This is a genomic window from Streptococcus infantis, assembly GCF_047463655.1.
GTDB lineage: Bacteria > Bacillota > Bacilli > Lactobacillales > Streptococcaceae > Streptococcus > Streptococcus infantis_Z.
The window spans coordinates 62,165-87,269 of sequence record NZ_JASHDM010000001.1; the positions used below are offsets into that span (position 1 = coordinate 62,165).

Here is a 25,105-nt window from a genome sequence, read left to right on the forward strand (position 1 = left end):
GGAGTTTTTTATGTCTCGAAATAAACAAGATAAAGGATTTCGTTATTCTATTCGTAAACGTAGCGTTGGAGTATGTGGTGTTGCCATTGCAACATTTTTGCTAGGTTCTGGCCTTGTATTTCAAACAAATGTAGTAAAAGCAACAGAGCCAAGCGTTGCTGTAGTTGATGGTGAAAATATTGCTGCTCATAAGTCTGCAAGTCAGAGTTCGACTGCTTATGGTGCAGATGCTTCTAGAGCGGTTGACGGCAATCGAGATAATGACTACGGCCATAGCTCAGTTACTCATACAGATTTTCAAGATCATTCTTGGTGGAAAGTTGATCTAGCAAAAGAAGAAGGTGTGGGAACTGTTCGTATTTACAATCGTGGAGACAGTAATGTAGGGGATCGTTTATCTAATTTTGATGTTATTTTGTTAGATAAAGATGGAAATGAAGTGGCTCGTCAACATGTAGATAGCTTAAACAATCAACCAACAGTTGATGTTCAATTCTCAGGAGTTGATGCACGATATGTAAAAATTGAATTAAATAAATCTAAAACTCCTCTTAGTTTGGCAGAAGTTGAAGTATATCGTTCTGTAAAAGAAGAAAAAGTAGTAGCAGATAAGAAAACAGAAAACAAAGTTAAAACAGAAAACGAAGCTAAAACAGATTATACTGCAGAGCTAAATAACTATTTATTTGGTTTAAATTATGATAAATTAAATATTTTGACTAGAAAAGGAGAAGCATTAGAAAATTACACTAATACAAGCACAAAACAACAAGGAAGTGAATTTGTGGTCGTAGAAAAAGTGAAGAAAAGCCTTTCTAATGGTTCGGCTGATGTTGCCATTAATGGTAACGGAGATATTTTCCTAGGTGCATTGTTTAAAGCAAATCAAGACCTTCTAGAAAATAAACCACAACAAATTAGTTTAGATCGTAGCAAAGGTAGAATTAGTGTTGATTTACCAGGAATGGTAGGCGGAGATAGCTATGTAGATGCTAATCCAACTGCAAGTGGTATGCAGGAAGGTGTGAATACCTTGTTAAACCGTTGGCATGAAAAATATGCTGCGAAAAATCCTGCTCCAGCACGTATGCAGTACGAATCAACTTCTGCTTACAGCATGAATCAATTGAAAGCAAAATTCGGAAGTGACTTTGAAAAAGTTGGAGTTAATTTAAAAATTGACTTTGAAGCTGTCAATAAAGGTGAAAAACAAATTGAGGTAGTTGATTTTAAACAAGTTTACTATACAGCTAACTTTGATGCTCCAAAAAATCCATCAGATGTATTTGCCTCAGGAGTAACAGTTGATCAATTGAAAGCACGTGGAATTGATGAAAATACTCCTCCTGTATATGTATCAAGCGTGTCATACGGACGTCAAATGTATGTTAAGTTTGAAACAACAAGCAAGAGTACCGAGTTGAAAGCAGCAATCAATGCTGTAATCAAAGGAGTGCCTATTAAACCAGAATCTGAATGGGCACGTGTCTTGAAGAATACAACTGTAACCGTTTCCATCGTAGGTGGAAATGCTGATGGCGCTGCACGTGTTGTGACAGGTACAGTAGAAGATTTGAAGAAATTAATCCAAGAAGGAGCTACTTTCAGTACGCAAAACCCTGCTGTTCCAATTTCTTATAAGACTGCATTCTTGAAAGATAATCAAGTGGCCACAATTCAAAGCAATACAGACTACATTGAAACTAAAGTGACTTCATATAAAAATGGTTACCTCAATTTACATCATAAGGGAGCTTACATTGCTCGCTACTATGTTTCCTGGGATGAAGTAACTTATGATAAGGATGGAGTTGAAAGCATTCGCTCACGTGAATGGGAGCATAACGGTCAGAACAGAACTGCTGGCTTCCAAACGGAGCTTCAATTTAAAGGAAATGTACGTAACCTACGCGTGAAGATTCAGGAAAAAACAGGTCTTGCTTGGGAACCATGGCGTACTGTTTACAATCGTACAGACCTTCCTCTAGTCCAAAAACGTACCATTATTAATTCAGGTACAACAATCAGACCAAAATACGATGAAAAAGTTGAAAACAACTAATTCTCACTTGTGAAAGTAACCAGTTCTATGAGCTGGTTCTTTTTATAAGTAAAATTTTCAGAAAATTACAAATAATACTTGAATTTTTAGGAGAATAGTGTAGAATAGAACACAGAGCTTGATTAGAATAAAGGAGATTGTCATGACAGTTACGATTGATTGGGAAAATCTCGGTTTTTCCTATATGAAACTACCTTATCGTTATATCGCTAATTTTAAAAATGGACAATGGTCTCAAGGAGAATTAACAGAAGATGCAACCTTGCATATTTCAGAATCATCTCCAAGCCTTCACTATGGACAGCAAGCATTTGAAGGATTGAAAGCCTATCGTACAAAGGATGGCAGTATTCAACTCTTCCGTCCAGATGAAAATGCTAAACGTCTGCAACGTACCTGTGATCGTCTCTTGATGCCACAAGTTCCAACAGAAATGTTTGTAGAGGCTTGTAAAGCCGTTGTTCGTGCAAATGAAGAATACGTACCCCCTTATGGAACTGGTGGAACTCTTTACCTTCGTCCGCTCTTGATTGGTGTTGGAGATATCATTGGGGTAAAACCAGCTGAGGAGTATATTTTTACCATCTTTGCTATGCCAGTTGGAAATTACTTTAAGGGTGGATTGGTTCCAACAAACTTCTTGATTCAAGACGAGTATGACCGTGCTGCACCAAATGGAACAGGGGCTGCCAAGGTCGGTGGTAACTATGCAGCTAGTCTTTTGCCAGGAAAAATGGCTAAATCCCGTCATTTCTCAGATGTTATTTATCTAGACCCATCAACCCACACTAAGATTGAAGAAGTTGGTTCAGCAAACTTCTTTGGAATTACAGCAGATAATGAGTTTGTAACCCCATTGAGTCCATCAATCTTGCCATCAATTACCAAGTACTCATTGCTTTACTTGGCAGAGCATCGTTTGGGCTTGAAACCTGTTGAGGGGGATGTACCAATTGATAGTCTGGATCGATTTGTAGAAGCAGGTGCCTGCGGTACTGCGGCAGTCATCTCACCAATTGGGGGAATCCAACATGGTGATGACTTCCACGTTTTCTACAGTGAGACAGAGGTTGGTCCAGTGACTCGTAAACTATACGATGAATTGACAGGTATTCAATTTGGTGACATTGAAGCACCAGAAGGTTGGATTGTAAAAGTAGATTAAAAATTATTAAAGGAGATCTTTATGAAAACGAAAAAGTGGATGTTAACAGCAGGAGTGGTCCTGAGTACAGCAGTCCTTCTTGTAGCTTGTGGTAAAGCTGACAAGGAAGCAGATGCGCCTACAACTTTCTCTTATGTCTATGGAGTAGACCCATCATCTTTGGACTACAGTATCGCAACTCGTACTTCAACAACTGATATCATCGGTAACGTTGTTGATGGTTTGTTGGAAAACGATGAATATGGGAATTTGATTCCTTCCCTCGCTGAGGATTGGAGTGTCTCACAAGACGGTTTGACTTATACTTATAAACTTCGTAAAGGGGTTAAATGGTATACGTCAGAAGGTGAAGAATACGCTGAAGTAACTGCGCATGACTTTGTTACTGGATTGAAACACGTAGCAGATGGCAAATCAGACGGTGTCACTCTTATTCAAAACTCAATTAAGGGCTTGAATGAATATATGACTGGTGAGACTAACGACTTCTCAACAGTTGGAGTTAAGGCAGTGGATGATTATACTGTTGAGTACACTCTAAACGCACCTGAAACTTTCTGGAATTCCAAAGTAACTTCAGCAACTATGTTGCCAGTAAATGAAGAATTCCTCAAAGCTTCTGGTAAAAATTATGGAACGGTCAGTCCAGCTGGTATTCTTTATAACGGTCCATATATTTTGAAGACATTGACTTCAAAATCTTTAATCGAATATGAAAAGAACCCAAATTATTGGGATAAAGAGAAGGTTAAAATCGAGAAAGTTAAATTAACTTACTATGATGGATCAGACCAAGAATCCTTGATCCGTAGCTTCTCTTCGGGTGTTTACACAACAGCTCGCCTCTTCCCAAGTAGCTCAAACTTTGCTTCTACTTTGGAACAATACGGGGATAAAATTACATATAGTCCACAGGATTCAACTAGTTACTACTTTACCTTTAATGTAAACCGTCAATCTTTCAATAAGACAGCGAAAACAAGTGAAGAACAGAAAACTTCTACAAAAGAAGCAATGCTGAACAAGGACTTCCGTCAAGCCATCAACTTTGCCTTCAACCGTCATTCTTATGCTGCCCAGCTCAATGGTGAAGATGGTGCGGACAAGATTATTCGTAATAGCCTAGTACCAGACAATTTCGTTCAATCTGGTGGCAAAAACTTTGGTGATATCGCTCAAAAAGAATTGGTCAACTATGGAGACCAATGGAAAGGTGTTGAGCTCGTCGACGGAAAAGATACCATCTACAATCCTGACAAAGCCAAAGCTTCATTTGAAAAAGCTAAGAAAGAGTTGGAATCAAAAGGTGTAACCTTCCCAATTCACTTGGATGTCCCAGTTGAACAGACAGATACCATTGCCGTTCAACAAAGCAATTCCTTTAAACAATCAATCGAGTCAACTCTTGGTTCTGAAAATGTCGTGATCGATGTCCTTCAGATGACTGATAACGAGAAGGAAAGCATTACATCTCAAGCGCGTGTTCCTGCTCAAAAAGACTATGACTTGAACAGTACTGGATGGGCTCCAAGTTACCAAGATCCAGCAAGTTATCTCAATATCATGGATCCTAAGACTGGTTCCGCTATGAAACACCTTGGTATTACTAAAGGAAAAGATAAGGAAGTAGTAGCTCAACTAGGTTTGGACGAATATAAGAAACTCTTGGATGATGCAGTTTCTGAGAAAAATGACTTAGATAAAAGATATGAAAAATATGCTAAAGCGCAAGCTTGGCTTACTGATAGTTCTCTCTTGATGCCAACAGCTTCATCAGGTGGTTCACCAGTTGTCAGCAATGTCGTTCCATTCTCTAAACCATACTCACAAGTAGGTATTAAGGGTGATCCATACATCTTCAAGGGAATGAAATTGCAAAAAGAGATTGTAACGGCTAAAGAATATCAAACAGCTCTTGAAAAATGGCAAAAAGAAAAATTGGAATCAAACAATAAATACCAAAAAGAATTAGAAAGTCATGTCAAATAAAACAGACTAGTACTTTTGGAATAAAGGGGCCTATATGGAATGGATTAAACTAATAGGGATACTTATCATTGTGGTTGGTTTTATCTATAAGTTAGATACAATCGCAACGGTAGTCTTAGCTAGTTTAGTTACAGCTCTAGTTTCTGGAGTTTCTCTTGTTGAATTCTTGGAAATTTTGGGAAAAGAATTTAGTAATCAACGAGTTCTTACGATTTTTATGGTAACCTTGCCACTGGTAGGTTTATCTGAAACTTTTGGCCTCAAGCAACATTCGATTGACTTGATTCAAAAGATTAAAGGTCTGACCGTAGGAAGTTTTTATACAGTGTATTTCTTTTTTCGGGAACTCGATAGCTTCTTTGCCATTCGTCTAGGAGGACATCCGCAGTTTGTAAGGCCTTTGGTTCAACCCATGGGACAAGCAGCAGCAGAGTCTCAATTAGGTAGAAAATTAACGGAGCAGGAGAGCGAAGTGCTAAAAGCGCGTGCAGCAGCAAATGATAATTTTGCAAATTTCTTTGCTCAGAACACTTTCGTTGGTGCAGGTGGTGTCCTCTTGGTGGGGGGCACTCTGGACCAATTAGGTTATGAAAGTAATTATGCAGGCATCGCTTCGGCTTCGCTTATTGTTGCAGGAGTGGCCCTACTTGTGGTAGGAATTTACAATTACCTGTTTGATAGAAAACTGCTAGTGAAAAAGCTTAGTAAAGGAAAAGAAGAATGAGCAATCTAGCAAGTCAGTTATTAGAGTTGACCTATATTGTGATTGGTTGTCAATTCCTTCATACGGCTTATTGTAGCTATAAAGATAAAACAAACCCAGTTCGCTTTGGAACAGCTGGGTTTTGGGCTTTATTGAGCATCAGTTTTATCGGTGGATCTTATCTACCTTCTATCTGTATTGGAGTTATCGTAGTGCTATTAGCACTACTAACTCTCTTTAAACAGGTTCGTATCGGAACCTTACCGTCTCTGGATGAAGTCAAGGCAAACATTGAAGCTAAACGACTAAAGAATAAAATTTTTATTCCAGTCATGCTGATGGCTTTGATTGCTTTGGTATTAGCAAAAGTGATTCCGGAGTTTAGTAAGATTGCTATCAGTCTTGCTGCATTTTTCGCAACCATCTCTCTCTTATTGATTACCAAGAGTTCTCCTAGAAGTTTGTTAGCAGAAAACAATCGCATGGTTCAACAAGTTTCAACCAGTGGGATTGTGCCTCAACTTTTAGGGGCTTTAGGGGCAATTTTTACCGTAGCAGGAGTTGGAGATCTGATCTCTCACTTGATAAGTGGTCTAATTCCTTCGGGTAATCGTTTTATGGGTGTGGTAGCTTATGTCCTTGGGATGGTTTTATTCTCCATGATAATGGGGAATGCTTTTGCGGCTTTCACAGTCATTACTGCTGGAATTGGAGTTCCCTTTGTATTTGCTTTGGGAGCTGATCCAATCGTGGCTGCGGCTCTAGCAATGACGGCAGGTTGCTGTGGCACCTTATTGACTCCAATGGCGGCTAACTTTAATGCTTTACCGGCAGCTCTCCTAGATATGAAAGATCCAAATGGGGTTATCAAAGCGCAAGTAGGAGTAGCTGTTGTCATGATTTTCCTCCATGTATTTTTGATGTACTTTTTGGCATTTTAGCAAAGGAAATAAAATGAAAATATTAGTAACAGGCTTTGATCCTTTCGGAGGTGAAAAGGTCAATCCAGCCTTGGAAGCTGTTAAATCATTACCGTCAGAGATTCATGGCGCAGAGGTTTATTGGGCAGAAATCCCAACGGTATTTTATAAAGCAGCAGAGGTATTAGAAACAGCAATCGTACGCTATCAGCCAGATGCGGTGCTTTGCATCGGACAAGCAGGAGGAAGAGCTAGTCTAACTCCTGAGAGAGTTGCCATCAACCAAGATGATGCTAGAATCCCTGATAACCAAGGGAATCAGCCCATTGATACTCCTATTCGCCTAGACGGTCAAGCAGCTTATTTCAGCACTCTACCGATCAAAGCAATGGTACAAGCGATAAAGGAGGAAGGGTTACCAGCTACAGTGTCCAATACAGCAGGAACCTTTGTTTGCAATCATTTGATGTATCAGTCTCTCTATTTAGCGGATAAAAAATTTCCACATATGAGAGCAGGATTTATGCATATTCCCTATATGACAGAACAGGTGATAAATAAACCTAATACAGCATCTATGAATTTAACTGATATCGTCAGAGGTATCGAAGCTGCGCTTGGTGCTATCGTAGATTATAAAGATAAGGACATAAAATTAGTGGGTGGGACAACCCACTAACAATGAGTCTTCCCTAGATTAAAAAATTAGATTCTCTCACAAAAACTCTTTATCAAGGCTGCCCTTATAAAGAGTTTTTTCTTGCCAGTTTTTTAAATTTCTTGTACAATAGGAAGAGTGAAAAGAGGTATGGTATGAGTAAAAAAGATAAAAAAATTGAAATTCAATTAACAGACGCAACTGTTTTAGTTGGTCAGGAAAAGTTTGAAGGCTACACATTAACCATTGGTAAAAAGATCATTGGTGAAATTGCTGAATTAGACAATCAATTTGCGATCATAAAGAATGGAAATGTCGATAGTTTTTATAAAAAACTTGAAAAAGCTGTGGAAATTTTGATTGAAAACTATAATTTAGCAAAATAAAGCTTGTTTTTTGTAAATTTTCATGATATAATAGACTCTGTTAATTGTCGGAGAGATAGCGAAGAGGCTAAACGCGGCGGACTGTAAATCCGCTCCTTCGGGTTCGGGGGTTCGAATCCCTCTCTCTCCATCTTGTTTTTGGGGTATAGCCAAGCGGTAAGGCAAGGGACTTTGACTCCCTCATGCGTTGGTTCGAATCCAGCTACCCCAGTTCTTAGGTAATAAATTCAAGATAAAAAGAAAAATATCTTAGGGTATTTTATTTTTATAATTGAAAGACGTGAATGATATGAACATGTCCTTGCGGGTGCTTAGGAAAAAAATTATAAGTATGTCAAGCTTAAGAAAAGCTTGATTGTTGGAGGATTTTTTAGATGAACGAATTTGAAGATTTGCTAAATAGCGTTAGCCAAGTTGAGCCTGGTGATGTTGTTAGTGCTGAAGTATTGACAGTCGATGCGACTCAAGCTAACGTTGCAATCTCAGGAACTGGTGTTGAAGGTGTCTTGACTCTTCGCGAATTGACAAACGATCGCGATGCAGATATCAATGACTTTGTTAAAGTAGGAGAAGTATTGGATGTTCTTGTACTTCGTCAAGTAGTTGGTAAAGATACTGATACAGTTACATACCTTGTATCTAAAAAACGCCTTGAAGCTCGCAAAGCATGGGACAAACTTGTTGGTCGCGAAGAAGAAGTTGTTACAGTTAAAGGAACTCGCGCTGTTAAAGGTGGACTTTCTGTTGAATTTGAAGGTGTACGTGGATTTATCCCAGCTTCAATGTTGGATACTCGTTTTGTACGTAACACTGAGCGTTTTGTAGGTCAAGAGTTTGATGCTAAAATCAAAGAAGTTGATCCTAAAGAAAACCGCTTCATCCTTTCACGTCGTGAAGTTGTAGAAGCAGCAACTGCAGCAGCTCGTGCTGAAGTATTCGGTAAATTGGCTGTTGGTGATGTTGTAACTGGTAAAGTTGCACGTATCACAAGCTTCGGTGCTTTCATCGACCTTGGTGGTGTTGACGGATTGGTTCACTTGACTGAATTGTCACACGAACGTAACGTTTCACCAAAATCAGTTGTAACTGTTGGTGAAGAAGTTGAAGTGAAAATCCTTGATCTTAACGAAGAAGAAGGACGTGTATCACTTTCACTTAAAGCTACAACACCTGGACCATGGGATGGCGTTGAGCAAAAATTGGCTAAAGGTGATGTTGTAGAAGGTACAGTTAAACGTTTGACTGACTTCGGTGCATTTGTTGAAGTATTGCCAGGTATCGATGGACTTGTTCACGTATCACAAATTTCACACAAACGTATTGAAAATCCAAAAGAAGCTCTTAAAGTTGGTCAAGAAGTTACTGTTAAAGTTCTTGAAGTTAACGCTGATGCAGAACGCGTTTCACTTTCTATCAAAGCTCTTGAAGAACGTCCAGCTCAAGAAGAAGGACAAAAAGAAGAAAAACGTGCTCCACGTCCACGTCGTCCAAAACGTCAAGAAAAACGTGACTTTGAACTCCCTGAAACTCAAACAGGATTCTCAATGGCTGACTTGTTCGGAGACATCGAACTTTAATTCATTTGAATTTGAAAAAAATCCTTTGTTTTTTAAACAGAGGATTTTTCTTTTTTCTACTAGCATTTTTTGATATAATGGTTTTATGTTATATTCAGAAAAAGAATCACTTTATCAAACAATAAATGAACAGCTCTCTTATCTTTTAGAAGGAGAGCCCAATGTGTTGGCTAATCTATCAAATGCCAGTGCCCTGCTAAAAACAAGCTTTCCCAATGCTGTTTTTGCAGGTTTCTATCTATTTGATGGGAATGAACTGATCTTGGGACCCTTTCAAGGTGGAGTTTCATGTGTACGAATCGCTCTTGGAAAAGGTGTTTGTGGCGAATCGGCAACTAGCCGTCAAACAGTGATTGTTGGTGATGTTAAAACCTATCCAAACTATATTTCTTGTGATAGTAGTGCTCGTAGTGAAATTGTTGTGCCAATGGTTAAAGATGGACAACTTCTGGGTGTTTTAGATTTAGATTCATCTCTTGTTGATGATTATGATGAGTTGGATCAGAAATATCTAGAAGTGTTTGTTGCTATTTTGTTAGAGAAAACCGAATGGAATTTTTCAATGTTTGAGGAGAAAGCGTAATGTATCAGGCTCTTTATCGAAAATATAGAAGTCAAACATTTTCACAGTTAGTAGGCCAGGAAATTGTTGCAAAAACTCTGAAACAAGCTGTAGAGCAGGAAAAGATCAGCCATGCCTATCTTTTTTCAGGCCCTCGTGGAACTGGAAAAACCAGCGTAGCCAAAATTTTTGCCAAGGCTATGAACTGCCCTAATCAAGAGGGAGGAGAACCTTGCAATAATTGTTATATCTGTAAAGCTGTTACGGATGGAAGTTTAGAAGACGTTATCGAAATGGATGCAGCCTCTAATAATGGGGTTGATGAAATTCGTGATATCCGTGATAAATCAACCTATGCTCCAAGTATAGCTCAGTATAAGGTCTATATCATTGATGAGGTTCATATGCTTTCAACTGGAGCCTTCAATGCCCTTTTGAAAACTCTTGAGGAACCAACTCCAAATGTTGTCTTTATCCTAGCAACGACAGAGCTTCATAAGATTCCTGCAACCATTTTATCTCGTGTTCAACGCTTCGAGTTCAAATCTATTAGAACTCAGGATATTCGAGATCATATTTTCCATATTTTAGAGAAGGAAGGGATTGCTTATGAAACTGAAGCTGTTGAAATTATCGCTCGTAGAGCCGAAGGTGGTATGCGGGATGCTTTGTCCATTTTAGACCAAGCATTGAGCTTGACTCAAGATGCTAAATTAACAACAGCTGTTTCTGAGGAAATTACTGGGACTATTAGTCTAAGTGCTTTGGATAATTATGTGGCTGCCTTGGCACAAAAAGATGTGACTCGTGCTTTGGAAAATCTTAATTTGATTTTTGATAACGGAAAGAGCATGACACGATTTGTAACGGATTTGTTGCAGTATCTACGGGATATTTTGATTGTCCAATCTGGTGGGGAGAATACTCACTATAGTGATCTATTTAAGGATAACTTAGGTCTTTCACAGGCTGTTTTGTTCGAGATGATTGGAATTGCAACAAGTAGTTTAGCTGATATCAAGGCTAGCTTACAGCCTAAGATTTATGCTGAAATGATGACCATTCGTTTGACAGAACTTGATTCCCAACCAGGACTTTCAGGTGATGTGGCTGAGGAATTATCATCTCTTAGAGAAGAAGTTGCGCGATTGAAACAGGCTCTGACAAATGTTAACACAAGTCCCAAACAGACTACACCAACACCGAGTCGTCCAGTTAACAGCAAGTCAATTTATCGCGTAGATCGCAATAAGGTTCAGTCTATTCTTCAAGAAGCTGTTGAAAATCCTGATTTAGCCCGTCAAAATCTAATCCGTCTCCAAAATTCTTGGGGAGAAGTTATTGAAAGCTTGTCAGGTCCAGATAAGGCACTTTTAGTCGGTTCTCAACCTGTTGCGGCTAATGAGCACCACGCGATTCTTGCATTTGAATCTAACTTCAATGCTGGCCAAACCATGAAACGTGATAATCTGAACACCATGTTTGGCAATATCCTTAGTCAAGCAGCGGGATTTTCACCAGAGATTCTTGCTATTTCCATGGAAGAATGGAAAGAAGTTAGGGCTGATTTCTCAGCTAAGGCTAAATCGTCACAAGGTCAACCAGTTAAGGAAGAAATGGAAGAATCTGTCCTTCCTCAAGGATTTGAATTTCTAGCGGATAAAGTGACCATAGAAGAAGATTAAAAGGATATTGTGACATAATACGATGAACAGACAACAATTTATAATCATGGCCTTATTTACTGCTGCTGAGACCTATTTCCTTAATGAATCCATCATGGAGCAACGGTATATTATGGCCTTGCTTTGGGCTATTTTAATCCTAAGAAATTTTAGAGTCAGCTATATTATGGGGAAAATTGTCAACGCTATTAATGACCATTTTCGAGGAAAGAAGTAACCCTCAGCTTCTAGACAAAATCAAAGCCTTTTAGGCTTTTTTTTGTTATACTATAAAAGTATATTTATTGACCTTTTACAGTATTTTCTAGGGAAATTAAGTATGTTTCTAGTAAGTACTGTAAAGGCCTTGAAAAAGAAAGGAACTATCATGTCAGTATTAGAGATCAAAGATCTTCACGTTGAGATTGAAGGAAAAGAAATTTTAAAAGGGGTTAACCTGACCCTGAAAACAGGAGAAATCGCCGCTATCATGGGGCCAAATGGTACTGGTAAATCGACTCTTTCTGCCGCCATCATGGGAAATCCAAACTATGAAGTTACCAAAGGTGAAGTCTTGTTTGACGGCGTAAACATCCTTGAATTGGAAGTTGACGAGCGTGCGCGTATGGGACTTTTCCTTGCTATGCAATACCCATCAGAAATCCCTGGAATTACCAACGCTGAGTTTCTTCGTGCAGCCATGAATGCTGGTAAAGAAGATGATGAGAAGATTTCAGTTCGCGAGTTCATTACTAAGCTAGACGAAAAAATGGAATTGCTCAACATGAAAGAAGAAATGGCTGAGCGTTACCTCAACGAAGGCTTCTCTGGTGGTGAGAAAAAACGTAATGAAATTCTTCAACTTTTGATGTTGGAGCCAACTTTTGCCCTTTTGGATGAGATTGACTCTGGTCTTGATATTGACGCTCTTAAGGTTGTGTCTAAAGGTGTTAATGCTATGCGTGGTGAAGGCTTTGGTGCTATGATTATCACTCACTACCAACGTCTTTTGAACTACATCACACCAGACGTGGTACATGTGATGATGGAGGGGCGTGTTGTCCTTTCTGGTGGTCCAGAATTGGCTGCGCGATTGGAACGTGAAGGATACGCAAAACTAGCTGAAGAACTTGGCTACGACTACAAGGAAGAATTGTAATTCCCTCGTATCTTTTAGGAGAAGTAAATGACTAAAGAAACTATTAAACTTTTTTCAGAAATGCACGCTGAACCAAGCTGGTTGGCTGACCTACGTCAAAAAGCTTTTGATAAGATTGAGAGTTTAGAATTACCAGTTATTGAGCGTGTCAAATTCCACCGTTGGAATCTTGGTGATGGTACCATCACAGAAAGTGAGCCATCAGCAAATGTTCCTGACTTCACAGCTCTAGATAATCACTTGAAGTTGGTGCAAGTAGGAACTCAAACTGTTTTTGAACAAACTCCAGCTGAGTTGGCTGAACAAGGAGTGGTTTTTACAGACTTCCACTCAGCTCTTGAAGAAATTCCGGAACTCGTAGAAGAATTCTTCATGTCATCTGTTAAATACGATGATGATAAATTAGCAGCCTACCACACAGCTTACTTTAACAGTGGTGCTGTTCTCTACATTCCTGATAACGTAGAAATCACAGAACCAATCGAAGGTATTTTTTACCAAGACAGCGATAGCGATGTACCATTTAACAAGCATATCCTCATTATCGCGGGTAAGAACAGTAAGATTAGTTACCTTGAACGCTTAGAGTCACGTGGTGAAGGTAGTGCTAAGGCAACTGCCAATATCACAGTAGAAGTCATTGCACGTTCAGGCGCGCAAGTGAAGTTTGCAGCGATTGACCGTCTAGGCGAAAATGTTACAGCCTACATTAGCCGCCGTGGTAAATTGGGCAACGATGCAAATATTGACTGGGCTATCGGTGTCATGAACGAAGGAAACGTCGTTGCAGACTTTGATAGTGACTTGATTGGTAATGGTAGCCATGCAGATCTTAAGGTCGTTGCCCTATCAAGTGGTCGTCAGGTACAAGGGATTGATACACGAGTGACTAACTATGGTTGCAACTCTATTGGTAATATCCTTCAACATGGGGTTATCCTTGAAAAAGCAACCTTGACATTTAACGGTATCGGACATATCATCAAAGGAGCTAAGGGAGCAGATGCCCAACAAGAGAGCCGTGTTCTCATGCTTTCTGACCAAGCGCGTTCAGATGCCAACCCAATTCTCTTGATTGATGAAAATGATGTTACTGCGGGTCACGCGGCTTCTATCGGACAAGTTGATCCAGAAGACATGTACTACCTCATGAGCCGTGGCTTGGATAAGGCAACTGCAGAACGTTTAGTTGTTCGTGGTTTCCTTGGATCTGTTATCGTTGAGATTCCAGTCAAGGAAGTTCGTGATGAAATGATTGCAACGATCGAAGAAAAATTGTCAAAACGCTAAGGGGAAGCCTATGTTAGATGTAGAAGTGATTCGTAAGGATTTTCCAATTTTAGACCAGATTGTCAACGATGAACCTCTGGTTTATCTGGATAATGCCGCGACGACACAAAAACCACTAGCAGTTCTGGAAACAATCAACCGCTACTATAAGCAGGATAATGCCAATGTTCATCGTGGGGTTCACACTTTGGCTGAACGTGCGACAGCTTCCTATGAGGCTGCTCGTGAAACTATTCGTAAGTTCATCAATGCAGGTTCGACAAAGGAAGTTCTCTTTACTAGAGGAACGACAACCAGTCTCAACTGGGTAGCGCGCTTCGCTGAGGAAGTCTTGACCGAGGGGGACCAGGTCTTGATTTCAGTCATGGAACACCATTCCAATATTATCCCATGGCAGGAAGCTTGTCGCAAGACCGGAGCTGAGCTTGTCTATGTCTATCTCAAAGATGGCGCTCTGGATATGGATGACCTGCAGGCTAAATTGAATGACAAAGTTAAATTTGTTTCACTAGCTCACGCTTCCAACGTTCTTGGAGTGGTCAATCCTATCAAAGAAATCACGCAAATGGCTCATAAGGTAGGAGCTATTATGGTGGTGGATGGTGCTCAGTCTACACCCCATATGAAGATTGATGTCCAGGACTTGGATGTGGACTTCTTTGCCTTTTCGGGTCACAAGATGGCTGGTCCGACTGGTATCGGTGTCCTTTACGGAAAAGAGAAGTATCTGGAACAAATGTCACCAGTTGAATTTGGCGGTGAGATGATTGATTTCGTCTATGAGCAATCTGCTAGTTGGAAAGAATTGCCTTGGAAATTTGAGGCTGGAACGCCAAATATGGCAGGTGCTATTGGACTTGCAGCAGCAGTGGATTATCTAGAAAACATCGGTATGGATGCCATTGAAGCCCATGAACAAGAATTGATCGCATACGTCTATCCAAAATTGCAGGCAATTGAGGAATTGACCATATACGGTTCGCAAGATTTGGCTCAACGTTCAGGTGTTATTGCCTTTAACCTAGGTGATCTTCACCCTCACGATCTCGCTACTGCTCTGGATTATGAAGGAGTAGCAGTTCGGGCCGGACACCATTGCGCTCAACCTTTGCTCCAGTATTTGGAAGTTCCAGCAACAGCTCGTGCAAGTTTTTATATCTACAATACCAAGGCAGATTGCGACAAGTTAGTCGATGCTTTACAAAAGACAAAGGAGTTTTTCAATGGCACTTTCTAAACTAGATAGCCTTTATATGGCAGTGGTAGCGGACCATTCGAAAAATCCCCATCATCAAGGAAAGTTAGAAGATGCTGAACAAATCAGTCTTAACAATCCGACTTGTGGTGATGTCATCAATCTCTCTGTCAAGTTTGATGCAGATGATCGCTTGGAAGATATCGCTTTTCTAAACTCTGGTTGTACCATTTCAACTGCCTCTGCTAGTATGATGACAGATGCAGTCTTAGGAAAGACCAAGCAAGAAATCCTAGAGCTTGCAACTATCTTTTCTGAAATGGTTCAAGGTCAAAAGGATGAGCGTCAAGATCAACTTGGAGATGCAGCTTTTTTGTCAGGTGTTGCAAAATTTCCTCAACGAATCAAATGCGCAACCCTAGCTTGGAACGCCCTTAAGAAAACAATTGAAAATCAAGATAACAAGTAAGACAAGCTTTCTTTGTCTTATAAATCATAGAAATAAAGAATGAAAGAAAGGATATTATGGCTGAAGAAAGAGTAGAACCAAAACCAATTGACCTTGGTGAATATAAATTTGGTTTTCATGACGATGTAGAGCCTGTCCTATCGACAGGAAAAGGATTGAATGAAGATGTCATTCGTGAACTATCAGCTGCTAAGGGAGAGCCTGAGTGGATGTTAGAATTCCGTTTGAAATCTTATGAAACCTTCAAAAAAATGCCAATGCAAACCTGGGGAGCAGACTTGTCAGAGATTGATTTTGATGACTTGATTTACTACCAAAAACCATCTGATAAACCAGCCCGTTCTTGGGATGAAGTTCCTGAAAAAATCAAAGAAACCTTTGAACGTATTGGGATTCCTGAAGCTGAGCGTGCTTATCTTGCTGGAGCTTCTGCCCAGTATGAGTCAGAAGTGGTTTACCACAACATGAAGGAAGAATTTGAGAAGTTAGGTATTATCTTTACTGATACAGATTCTGCCCTCAAAGAGTACCCAGACTTGTTTAAACAATACTTTGCTAAGTTGGTACCACCGACTGATAACAAGTTGGCAGCCCTCAACTCAGCAGTATGGTCAGGTGGAACCTTTATCTACGTTCCAAAAGGTGTGAAAGTGGATATTCCACTTCAAACTTACTTCCGTATCAACAACGAAAATACTGGTCAGTTTGAACGTACCTTGATTATCGTTGATGAGGGAGCAAGTGTCCACTATGTTGAAGGATGTACAGCGCCAACTTATTCAAGTAACAGTTTGCATGCTGCCATTGTAGAAATCTTTGCTTTGGACGGAGCTTACATGCGTTATACAACCATCCAAAACTGGTCTGATAACGTTTATAACTTGGTAACAAAACGTGCCAAGGCTTTGAAAGATGCGACAGTTGAGTGGATTGATGGAAACTTGGGTGCCAAAACAACCATGAAATACCCATCTGTTTACCTTGATGGAGAAGGTGCGCGTGGAACCATGCTTTCGATTGCCTTTGCCAATGCGGGGCAACACCAAGATACTGGTGCTAAGATGATCCACAATGCTCCACATACAAGTTCGTCTATCGTTTCTAAATCTATCGCTAAAGGCGGAGGGAAGGTTGACTACCGTGGACAAGTAACCTTTAACAAGAACTCTAAGAAATCTGTTTCTCACATCGAGTGTGATACCATTATCATGGATGACTTGTCAGCATCAGATACTATTCCGTTCAATGAAATCCACAACTCACAAGTTGCTTTGGAACACGAAGCCAAAGTATCTAAGATTTCAGAAGAACAACTCTATTATCTCATGAGTCGTGGTCTGTCAGAATCTGAAGCAACTGAAATGATTGTTATGGGATTTGTAGAGCCCTTCACCAAAGAACTTCCAATGGAATACGCAGTTGAGCTCAACCGCTTGATTAGCTATGAAATGGAAGGATCTGTCGGATAAACTTTATGAACAGAAACTGAGGCTGGGACAAAAGTCCTAGCCTCTCAATTGTCTTTGGATTATCGAGCAAGACGCAGTGGTTGAGTGGGCTCTACTACTCTGATTTCATCAGCTTTTACAGCCCTACTCAACTGTGCGGAGGTGGGACGACGAAATCGTATTCTAACGAATTACCGATTTCTGTCCCACTCTCAGTTTTTTTGACGAAAGATGCTTATAAATATTCACAAAAAGTCTTTTGTATGGTAAAATAATACAATCATATAAAGTGGGGGATGAAATATGAATATTTTTAGAACCAAAGACGTTAGTCTAGGTAAAACGGAAATGCACCGCCATTTAAAACTATGGGACTTAATTCTCTTGGGAATTGGTGCTATGGTGGGAACAGGTATTTTTACGATTACAGGAACAGCAGCAGCAACACTAGCAGGACCTGCTCTTGTGGTATCGATTGTAATTTCTGCTATCTGTGTGTCCTTATCTGCTCTCTTTTTTGCAGAATTTGCTTCTCGTGTTCCTGCAACGGGTGGAGCCTATAGTTATTTATATGCAATTTTGGGTGAATTTCCAGCCTGGATAGCTGGTTGGTTAACCATTATGGAATTTATGACAGCAGTTTCAGGTGTTGCTTCTGGTTGGGCGGCCTATTTTAAAGGTTTGCTTAGCCATTATGGAATTTCCTTGCCACAACTCTTGAATGGAACTTTTAATCCTGAACATGGTACTTATATTGATTTTTTACCAATTTTAGTAATTCTACTTGTTACAGGTGTTGTACTTTTAAATTCGAAAGCAGCTCTTCGTTTTAATTCTATTCTTGTTGTTTTAAAATTTTCTGCTCTTGCTTTATTTATCCTAGTTGGAATTTGGTACATTAAACCTGAAAATTGGTCAGATTTTGCACCATTTGGTTTTGGTCAAATTTATGGTGGAAGCACTGGAATTATGGCAGGTGCTTCACTCATGTTCTTTGGATTCTTAGGGTTTGAGTCCATTTCTATGGCAGTTGATGAAATTCAAAGTCCACAAAAGAATATTCCACGTGGGATTGTTTTATCCTTAACCATTGTAACCATTCTGTATGCCTTGGTTACATTGATATTGACAGGTATCGTTCATTATAGCAAGCTCAATGTTGATGATGCAGTGGCTTTTGCTCTTAGAAGTATCGGTATTGGTTGGGCAGCTAATTACGTTTCTCTCGTTGCTATTTTTACTTTGATTACGGTATGTATTTCCATGACTTACGCCTTGTCTCGAATGATTTATAGTTTGGCACGTGATGGGCTCATGCCTCAGAGTTTCAAACAAGTGACTAAGACCAGTCGTGTCCCTAAGAATGCAACTATCTTAACTGGTGTTGTTTCAGCAATTGCAGCTGGGATCTTTCCACTTGCAAGTATTGCAGCCTTTCTCAATATCTGCACCTTAGCCTATCTTATTCTCCTAGCCTATGGGATTATCAAATTGAGAAAAGATAAGGGGATGCCAAAAGAGGGCGAGTTCAAAACTCCCCTGGTACCTTTTTTACCAATCTTGTCTATTCTTATCTGCCTCTCATTCATGCTTCAATATACCCTTGAAACATGGATGGCATTTGGAATTGCCTTGATAATTGGAATTCTTATTTACTTTACTTATGGCTATAAACATTCAACTCTAGCTGAAAATGAATAAAGAAAAAATCGCGAAATTCGCGATTTTTTTATAATTTCTCGTTAACAAATCGAACAAATCGATTCCACCAAACTTTTAAGAAGAAGGCTTTTTCGACATTTTTTTCTGCGACCATCTCAAAACTAGGTTTGTCAGTTGTAATGTATCCTTGACCAACTAGATCCTTGTCTTCATAAGTCAAATGTCCAACGACAGTTCCTGCCTCTAGTGGAGCAGTGTGTTCAGTAGTATCAGCAGTATAGGTGATAGTTGATTGAGCTCGACTGCCCAGACGTTGTACGATCTTGATATCTTCTTTTGCGACCGCTGTGACTGTGTCATCTTTTCCATCTAAAACAGGACTTTTACTATCCTCATAACTTTCACCCTGCTTGACGATTGTCTGGAGAGCAAAGTTTGAAGAAATATAATCTAAAAGAGAAGAAGTAGCTGTAAAGCGTGCATATGGATTGGTATCTTGGTTGTTAGCGTTTAAAACAACAGTAATGATGCGCATTCCTTTTTCGACTGTAGTACCTACAAAGGATGCTCCAGCCTTATCAGTCGTACCAGTTTTAAGTCCGTCAACACCACCACGGTAGGCAGGCATTCCCTCCAACATATAGTTGGTAGAATTAATGGTCATGCCAGCGAAAGTAGAAGAAGGCTTCTTAGTGATTTCTAAGACCTGAGGATACTTGAGAATCAGATTACGAGCTACGATAGCTACATCATAGGCACTTAATTTGTTTTCATCATCTTTCTTAGAACCAGGATAGATATTAGCGCCGAGAGTTTCATTGTTGAGGCCGGTTGTGTTGACGAGTGTAGCATCTTGGATTCCCCATTCTTCTAGTTTGGCCTTCATCATATCTACAAAGTCCTTCTCAGAACCGGCAATTTTTTCAGCTAAAGCGATAGCAGCACTGTTAGCGCTAGATACCAAAGTCGCTTCTAGCAATTCCTCTACTGTGTAGTTACGAGCTTCCATGGGAACGTTACTCGCTTCAGAATTGGTAGTGAGCTGGTAGGGATAATCTGAGATTTCTACAGGAGTAGAAAGGGTGATTTTCCCTTGTTCCAAGGCTTCATAGACTAGATAAACAGTGAGGATTTTACTGATAGAAGCTATTTCAACAGGTTGAGTAGCATCTTTTTCATATAAAATCTTTCCACTGTTAGCCTCAACAGCAATAGCATGTTTTGCAGCTACATCAAAATCCTGGGCCGAAACAGTTGTAGCCGAACCGAATAAAAATAATGTGATTAAGGTTAAAAATAATTTCTTCATAATAACTTTATTCTATCACAAAGACAAAAAATATTCTTGATTTTTTGATGAAGGTTATCAATCTTTTTTGAAATATGGTAAAATAGGGAAAAGAGGAGGTGTCTTATGTTTCGAAGAAACAAATTGTTCTTCTGGACAACTGAAATCCTATTAATAACCCTAATTTTTTATCTCTGGAGAGAAATGGGTGCTATTATCACACCCTTTGTAAGTGTGCTGAATACAATTATGATTCCTTTTTTATTGGGAGGATTTTTGTATTACCTAACCAACCCAATTGTTATCTTTTTAGAGAAGGAATGCAAAATCAATCGCATCATTGGGATTTTGTTAACCCTTTGTGCCTTAATTTGTGCAATCGTACTTAGTTTTGTCTATCTGCTACCGATTTTGATTAATCAGTTGAGTAGCCTAATCTACTCGAGTCAAAACATTTATGGTCGTCTTCAAGATTTAGTCATTGAGTTATCAAAACATCCAGCTCTGCAAAATCTAGATATTCAACAAACTATTCAACAATTAAATCTCTCATATGTTGATATTTTGCAAAATATCTTGAACAGTGTGACAAATAGTGTTGGAAGTGTTCTATCTGCACTCGTAAGCACTGTATTGATTATCATCATGACACCAGTCTTCTTGATTTACTTCCTACTTGATGGGCATAAATTTTTACCCATGCTAGAAAGAACTGTATTAAAACGAGATAAATTGAACATATCTGGTTTATTGACAAACCTAAATACAACTATTTCTCGTTACATTAGTGGAGTGTCGATTGACGCAGTTATTATTGGATGTTTAGCTTTTATCGGTTATAGTGTGATTGGTCTAAGATATGCCTTGGTCTTCGCCATTTTTTCTGGATTGGCTAATTTGATTCCGTATGTGGGACCAAGCATTGGCTTGATTCCAATGATTATCTCAAATCTCTTTACCGATCCTCATAAAATGATTATTGCTGTCATTTATATGTTGATTATTCAGCAAGTTGATGGAAATATTTTATATCCACGTATCGTGGGTGGAGTTATGAAGGTTCACCCGATTACTATTTTAGTCTTGCTTTTATTATCAAGTAATATTTACGGTGTGATTGGGATGATTGTTGCTGTTCCAACCTATTCCATTTTAAAAGAGATTGCTAAATTCTTAGCGCGACTGTATGAAAATCATAAGGAAGCACAAGAAGTTGAAAAGCATCTATCAGAATAAAGATGTCGGGATAAAAGCTCCCGACCTTTTTTTGATCATAGTATCTTTGGCACTGTAGTTGATCAATCTTTTTATTGGTTTTAAACTCTCAAATCTCTTATGATGAAACTTTAATTTTTCTATACATAATTTTTTGCAAACAACTGAATGATTGAAGTCTTTCGAGGTTGGAAATAGGCAATTCAGACTTGGGTTATTGATTTATGGTCTATCGCTTTTTGCCAAAATAAGCCTATTTATAGTGAAATGAAATAAAATCTGAACAAATTTACTAGAGCAGTTAAGTCAATTTCTAGCATTTTTTAGAATTCACAGTGTACTGTTTTGTATTTGATCTACTATATAGATATTTTAAATAAATTGGTAGAGGAAGTAGAGCAAGAATAAGAATAATTCACAAAAACTTTGTAAAACACTTGCAATTTAGCTGAAATTTGATAAAATAGTAAGGAAAGTTAGACTGTATTGCCTACTGTCTATCTATAAAATATATTTTATTGGAGGCTTTTACTCAAATGGCAAAAGAAAAATACGATCGTAGTAAACCACACGTTAACATTGGTACTATCGGACACGTTGACCACGGTAAAACTACCCTAACTGCAGCTATCACAACTGTTTTGGCACGTCGCTTGCCTTCAGCAGTTAACCAACCTAAAGACTATGCGTCTATCGATGCTGCTCCAGAAGAACGCGAACGCGGTATCACAATCAACACTGCGCACGTTGAGTACGAAACTGAAAAACGTCACTACGCTCACATCGACGCTCCAGGACACGCGGACTACGTTAAAAACATGATCACTGGTGCCGCTCAAATGGACGGAGCTATCCTTGTAGTAGCTTCAACTGACGGACCAATGCCACAAACTCGTGAGCACATCCTTCTTTCACGTCAGGTTGGTGTTAAACACCTTATTGTCTTCATGAACAAAATCGACTTGGTTGACGACGAAGAATTGCTTGAATTGGTTGAAATGGAAATCCGTGACCTTCTTTCAGAATACGACTTCCCAGGTGACGATCTTCCAGTTATCCAAGGTTCAGCTCTTAAAGCTCTTGAAGGTGACTCTAAATATGAAGACATCATCATGGAATTGATGAACACTGTTGATGAGTACATTCCAGAACCAGAACGTGACACTGACAAACCATTGCTTCTTCCAGTCGAAGACGTATTCTCAATCACTGGACGTGGTACAGTTGCTTCAGGACGTATCGACCGTGGTACTGTTCGTGTCAACGATGAAATCGAAATCGTTGGTATCAAAGAAGAAACTAAAAAAGCTGTTGTTACTGGTGTTGAAATGTTCCGTAAACAACTTGACGAAGGTCTTGCAGGAGATAACGTAGGTGTCCTTCTTCGTGGTGTTCAACGTGACGAAATCGAACGTGGACAAGTTATCGCTAAACCAGGTTCAATCAACCCACACACTAAATTCAAAGGTGAAGTTTACATCCTTACTAAAGAAGAAGGTGGACGTCACACTCCATTCTTCAACAACTACCGTCCACAATTCTACTTCCGTACTACTGACGTTACAGGTTCAATCGAACTTCCAGCAGGTACTGAAATGGTAATGCCAGGTGATAACGTGACAATCGACGTTGAGTTGATCCACCCAATCGCCGTAGAACAAGGTACTACATTCTCTATCCGTGAGGGTGGACGTACTGTTGGTTCAGGTATGGTTACAGAAATCGAAGCTTAATTCGATTTAGTTCCCAGAAGAACAATTATTTAAGTCAGACACTAAAAGAATCTTGCTATGCAAGGTTCTTTTTTTTTTCAAATAAAAAGATAGATCTGGTAAAGTCCAGATCTATCTAATGAGTCATTTCCAAGTGACCAGTTTGCTCCAAACTATAAAGAACACTATAGTTTGGAGCGAGGTTGTCACTTGGCCCCCATTTTCATTAGAACGAGTTTGATATATAGATTTAGCATTCAAATGAGAGTCCTTAATTTTTATGATCAAAAGATTATTTTTTCAACCCTTTGAAAGTCATAATGCAACCAGAAAAGATACTGAGAGTTCCTATAGGTCTCCAATATAGTTGCCAAAAGAATAAATTTATCCTTTCTTTCAGTGTCGCATAGGGTTCGGCATAATAAGGGTTGATGTGAAATAATAAAAAACCAAAACATAAAACTATGATTCCAGTTAGGAATAAAATGTCCTTATTTACTTTCCTCATAAAACCTCCTTTTATTTAATTTAAAGCGCTTTCTATTGTTAGTATACGTCAAAAAAAGAAAAAAACAAGTCTATTTATATATTTTTTTATATGGTATAATAGAATAGTTGGAGAGTTTTTCTATAGTTTTAAAATGCTGCTATAAAACACCTCATATTTTGCAAAATAAAAATCTGTCGTTCAAATAAGAGCAATGGAAAAGTGAACTGCATCCCAAAACTTAGATTTTTTTTGTCTGACTTTTGAGGTGCAGTTCATTTATCTACTACAAAATGTTATAAAACATTTATTTGAAGGAGCCCCTTTTTTACAATTTCATAAAATCATGGTAAAATGGTTAAATATTAAATTTGGAGAAAAATATGAAGTACAAGCGTATCGTATTTAAAGTGGGAACTTCATCCTTGACACATAAAGATGGAAGTTTATCTCGCAGTAAAGTAAAAGCTATCACACAACAGCTTGCAATGCTGCATGAAGCAGGTCATGAGCTGATTTTGGTGTCTTCTGGGGCTGTTGCAGCAGGTTTCGGAGCCTTAGGATTTAAAAAACGACCAACAAAGATTGCGGATAAGCAGGCTTCAGCTGCAGTTGGTCAAGGTTTGCTTTTGGAAGAATACACAACCAATTTGCTCTTAAGACAGATTGTTTCAGCGCAAATCTTGCTAACTCAGGATGATTTTGTCGATAAGCGACGTTATAAAAATGCCCATCAAGCTTTGTCAGTTCTGCTTAATCGTGGTGCGATTCCTATTATCAATGAAAATGACAGTGTCGTTATTGATGAGCTCAAGGTCGGGGATAATGATACGCTCAGTGCTCAGGTAGCTGCAATGGTGCAGGCAGATCTTTTGGTCCTCTTAACAGATGTAGACGGTCTTTATACTGGTAATCCTAACTCGGATCCAAGAGCTAAACGTCTGGAGAGAATTGAGACCATCAATCGTGAAATTATTGATATGGCTGGTGGATCAGGATCATCTAATGGAACTGGTGGCATGCTGACTAAGATAAAGGCAGCGACCATTGCGACAGAGTCAGGTGTTCCCGTTTATATCTGTTCTTCCTTGAAACCTGATGCTTTAATTGAAGCAGCTGAAGAAACTCTTGATGGTTCTTTCTTTGTTGCACAAGAAAAGGGACTTCGTACCCAGAAACAATGGCTGGCCTTTTATGCTCAGAGTCAAGGTTCTATTTGGGTTGATAAAGGGGCGGCAGAAGCCCTCTCTCAACATGGAAAGAGTCTCCTTTTATCAGGGGTTGTAGATGTTGAGAGCAATTTTTCTTATGGTGATATTGTAACGGTATTTGATAAGGAAACTGGAAAATCACTTGGAAAAGGTAGAGTACAGTTAGGTGCATCGGGACTTAAAGATGTCCTTCGTTCTCAAAAAGCCAAGGGAGTCCTGATTCACCGTGATGACTGGATTTCTATCACTCCTGAAATCCAACTACTCTTTACAGAATTTTAGA

At 39.2% G+C, this 25,105-nt stretch carries 21 protein-coding genes and 2 tRNA genes; 22 read left to right on the forward strand and 1 reads right to left on the reverse strand.

The annotated features are described in order from the left end of the window. The first annotated feature begins 10 nt into the window (after positions 1 to 10). From QM877_RS00360 to QM877_RS00450, 19 genes are all read left to right on the forward strand, one after another. Complete coding sequence (locus tag QM877_RS00360; RefSeq protein WP_414317213.1) at positions 11 to 2,062, forward strand: thiol-activated cytolysin family protein; 2,052 nt, start codon at positions 11 to 13, stop codon at positions 2,060 to 2,062. Positions 2,063 to 2,204: 142 nt separating this feature from the next. After that, complete coding sequence (locus tag QM877_RS00365; protein WP_000219010.1) at positions 2,205 to 3,227, forward strand: branched-chain amino acid aminotransferase; 1,023 nt, start codon at positions 2,205 to 2,207, stop codon at positions 3,225 to 3,227. Positions 3,228 to 3,248: 21 nt separating this feature from the next. Beyond that, positions 3,249 to 5,216, forward strand: a complete 1,968-nt coding sequence (locus tag QM877_RS00370) for a peptide ABC transporter substrate-binding protein (RefSeq protein ID WP_414317214.1) — start codon at positions 3,249 to 3,251, stop codon at positions 5,214 to 5,216. Between the two features lie 34 nt (positions 5,217 to 5,250). Then, positions 5,251 to 5,940: a DUF969 domain-containing protein gene (locus tag QM877_RS00375; protein WP_414317215.1), complete on the forward strand. Its 690-nt coding sequence runs from the start codon at positions 5,251 to 5,253 to the stop codon at positions 5,938 to 5,940. Continuing rightward, positions 5,937 to 6,860, forward strand: coding sequence for a DUF979 domain-containing protein (locus QM877_RS00380; RefSeq protein WP_414317216.1), 924 nt, complete (start codon positions 5,937 to 5,939; stop codon positions 6,858 to 6,860). The genes QM877_RS00375 and QM877_RS00380 overlap by 4 nt, the downstream gene beginning before the upstream one ends. 13 nt (positions 6,861 to 6,873) lie before the next feature. Then, positions 6,874 to 7,518, forward strand: a complete 645-nt coding sequence (gene pcp, locus QM877_RS00385; RefSeq protein WP_414317217.1) for a pyroglutamyl-peptidase I — start codon at positions 6,874 to 6,876, stop codon at positions 7,516 to 7,518. A gap of 134 nt (positions 7,519 to 7,652) precedes the next feature. Further along, a complete protein-coding gene (locus QM877_RS00390) occupies positions 7,653 to 7,883 on the forward strand; it encodes a DUF2969 domain-containing protein (protein ID WP_000037109.1) in 231 nt (76 codons plus the stop codon). 49 nt (positions 7,884 to 7,932) lie between these two features. Then, a tRNA-Tyr gene (locus QM877_RS00395) sits at positions 7,933 to 8,013 on the forward strand. 9 nt (positions 8,014 to 8,022) lie between these two features. Then, positions 8,023 to 8,094, forward strand: a tRNA-Gln gene (locus tag QM877_RS00400). A 163-nt stretch (positions 8,095 to 8,257) separates the two neighbouring features. After that, the gene (gene rpsA / locus QM877_RS00405; protein WP_001001618.1) at positions 8,258 to 9,460 is read left to right on the forward strand and encodes a 30S ribosomal protein S1; all 1,203 of its coding nucleotides are present in this window, start codon (positions 8,258 to 8,260) and stop codon (positions 9,458 to 9,460) included. Between the two features lie 85 nt (positions 9,461 to 9,545). Continuing rightward, entirely contained in the window at positions 9,546 to 10,043 is a 498-nt protein-coding gene (locus tag QM877_RS00410) for a GAF domain-containing protein (RefSeq protein WP_153225008.1), read from the forward strand. After that, positions 10,043 to 11,707: a DNA polymerase III subunit gamma/tau gene (gene dnaX / locus QM877_RS00415; protein ID WP_414317218.1), complete on the forward strand. Its 1,665-nt coding sequence runs from the start codon at positions 10,043 to 10,045 to the stop codon at positions 11,705 to 11,707. The genes QM877_RS00410 and dnaX overlap by 1 nt, the downstream gene beginning before the upstream one ends. Before the next feature lie 22 nt (positions 11,708 to 11,729). Next, positions 11,730 to 11,924 carry a DUF3272 family protein gene (locus tag QM877_RS00420; RefSeq protein ID WP_153225006.1) on the forward strand — a complete coding sequence of 65 codons (195 nt, stop codon included), beginning with the start codon at positions 11,730 to 11,732 and terminating at the stop codon, positions 11,922 to 11,924. 150 nt (positions 11,925 to 12,074) lie between these two features. After that, positions 12,075 to 12,845 (forward strand): Fe-S cluster assembly ATPase SufC, encoded by a 771-nt coding sequence (sufC, locus tag QM877_RS00425; RefSeq protein ID WP_000114489.1) that lies wholly within the window; start codon positions 12,075 to 12,077, stop codon positions 12,843 to 12,845. A gap of 27 nt (positions 12,846 to 12,872) precedes the next feature. Beyond that, positions 12,873 to 14,135 (forward strand): Fe-S cluster assembly protein SufD, encoded by a 1,263-nt coding sequence (gene sufD / locus QM877_RS00430; protein ID WP_414317219.1) that lies wholly within the window; start codon positions 12,873 to 12,875, stop codon positions 14,133 to 14,135. A gap of 10 nt (positions 14,136 to 14,145) precedes the next feature. After that, positions 14,146 to 15,372 (forward strand): cysteine desulfurase, encoded by a 1,227-nt coding sequence (locus QM877_RS00435; protein WP_414317220.1) that lies wholly within the window; start codon positions 14,146 to 14,148, stop codon positions 15,370 to 15,372. Continuing rightward, positions 15,359 to 15,799, forward strand: a complete 441-nt coding sequence (gene sufU, locus QM877_RS00440; protein WP_371560852.1) for a Fe-S cluster assembly sulfur transfer protein SufU — start codon at positions 15,359 to 15,361, stop codon at positions 15,797 to 15,799. Before QM877_RS00435 ends, sufU begins: the two co-directional genes overlap by 14 nt. A gap of 56 nt (positions 15,800 to 15,855) precedes the next feature. Continuing rightward, positions 15,856 to 17,268: a Fe-S cluster assembly protein SufB gene (sufB, locus tag QM877_RS00445; RefSeq protein ID WP_006151262.1), complete on the forward strand. Its 1,413-nt coding sequence runs from the start codon at positions 15,856 to 15,858 to the stop codon at positions 17,266 to 17,268. A gap of 282 nt (positions 17,269 to 17,550) precedes the next feature. Further along, complete coding sequence (locus tag QM877_RS00450) at positions 17,551 to 18,948, forward strand: APC family permease (RefSeq protein WP_414317221.1); 1,398 nt, start codon at positions 17,551 to 17,553, stop codon at positions 18,946 to 18,948. Positions 18,949 to 18,976: 28 nt separating this feature from the next. Here the strand turns inward: QM877_RS00450 and pbp3 are convergent, their stop codons facing one another. After that, positions 18,977 to 20,218 carry a D-alanyl-D-alanine carboxypeptidase PBP3 gene (gene pbp3 / locus QM877_RS00455; protein WP_414317222.1) on the reverse strand — a complete coding sequence of 414 codons (1,242 nt, stop codon included), beginning with the start codon at positions 20,216 to 20,218 and terminating at the stop codon, positions 18,977 to 18,979. Between the two features lie 105 nt (positions 20,219 to 20,323). Here pbp3 and QM877_RS00460 point away from each other — a divergent pair, with 105 nt between their 5' ends. The 3 genes from QM877_RS00460 (at position 20,324) to proB (ending at position 25,104) form a co-directional block, all read left to right on the forward strand. Beyond that, entirely contained in the window at positions 20,324 to 21,433 is a 1,110-nt protein-coding gene (locus QM877_RS00460; protein ID WP_371560847.1) for an AI-2E family transporter, read from the forward strand. 515 nt (positions 21,434 to 21,948) lie between these two features. Then, the gene (gene tuf, locus QM877_RS00465; RefSeq protein ID WP_001040718.1) at positions 21,949 to 23,145 is read left to right on the forward strand and encodes an elongation factor Tu; all 1,197 of its coding nucleotides are present in this window, start codon (positions 21,949 to 21,951) and stop codon (positions 23,143 to 23,145) included. Positions 23,146 to 23,994: 849 nt separating this feature from the next. Further along, entirely contained in the window at positions 23,995 to 25,104 is a 1,110-nt protein-coding gene (proB, locus tag QM877_RS00470) for a glutamate 5-kinase (RefSeq protein ID WP_414317223.1), read from the forward strand. Position 25,105: the final 1 nt, after the last annotated feature.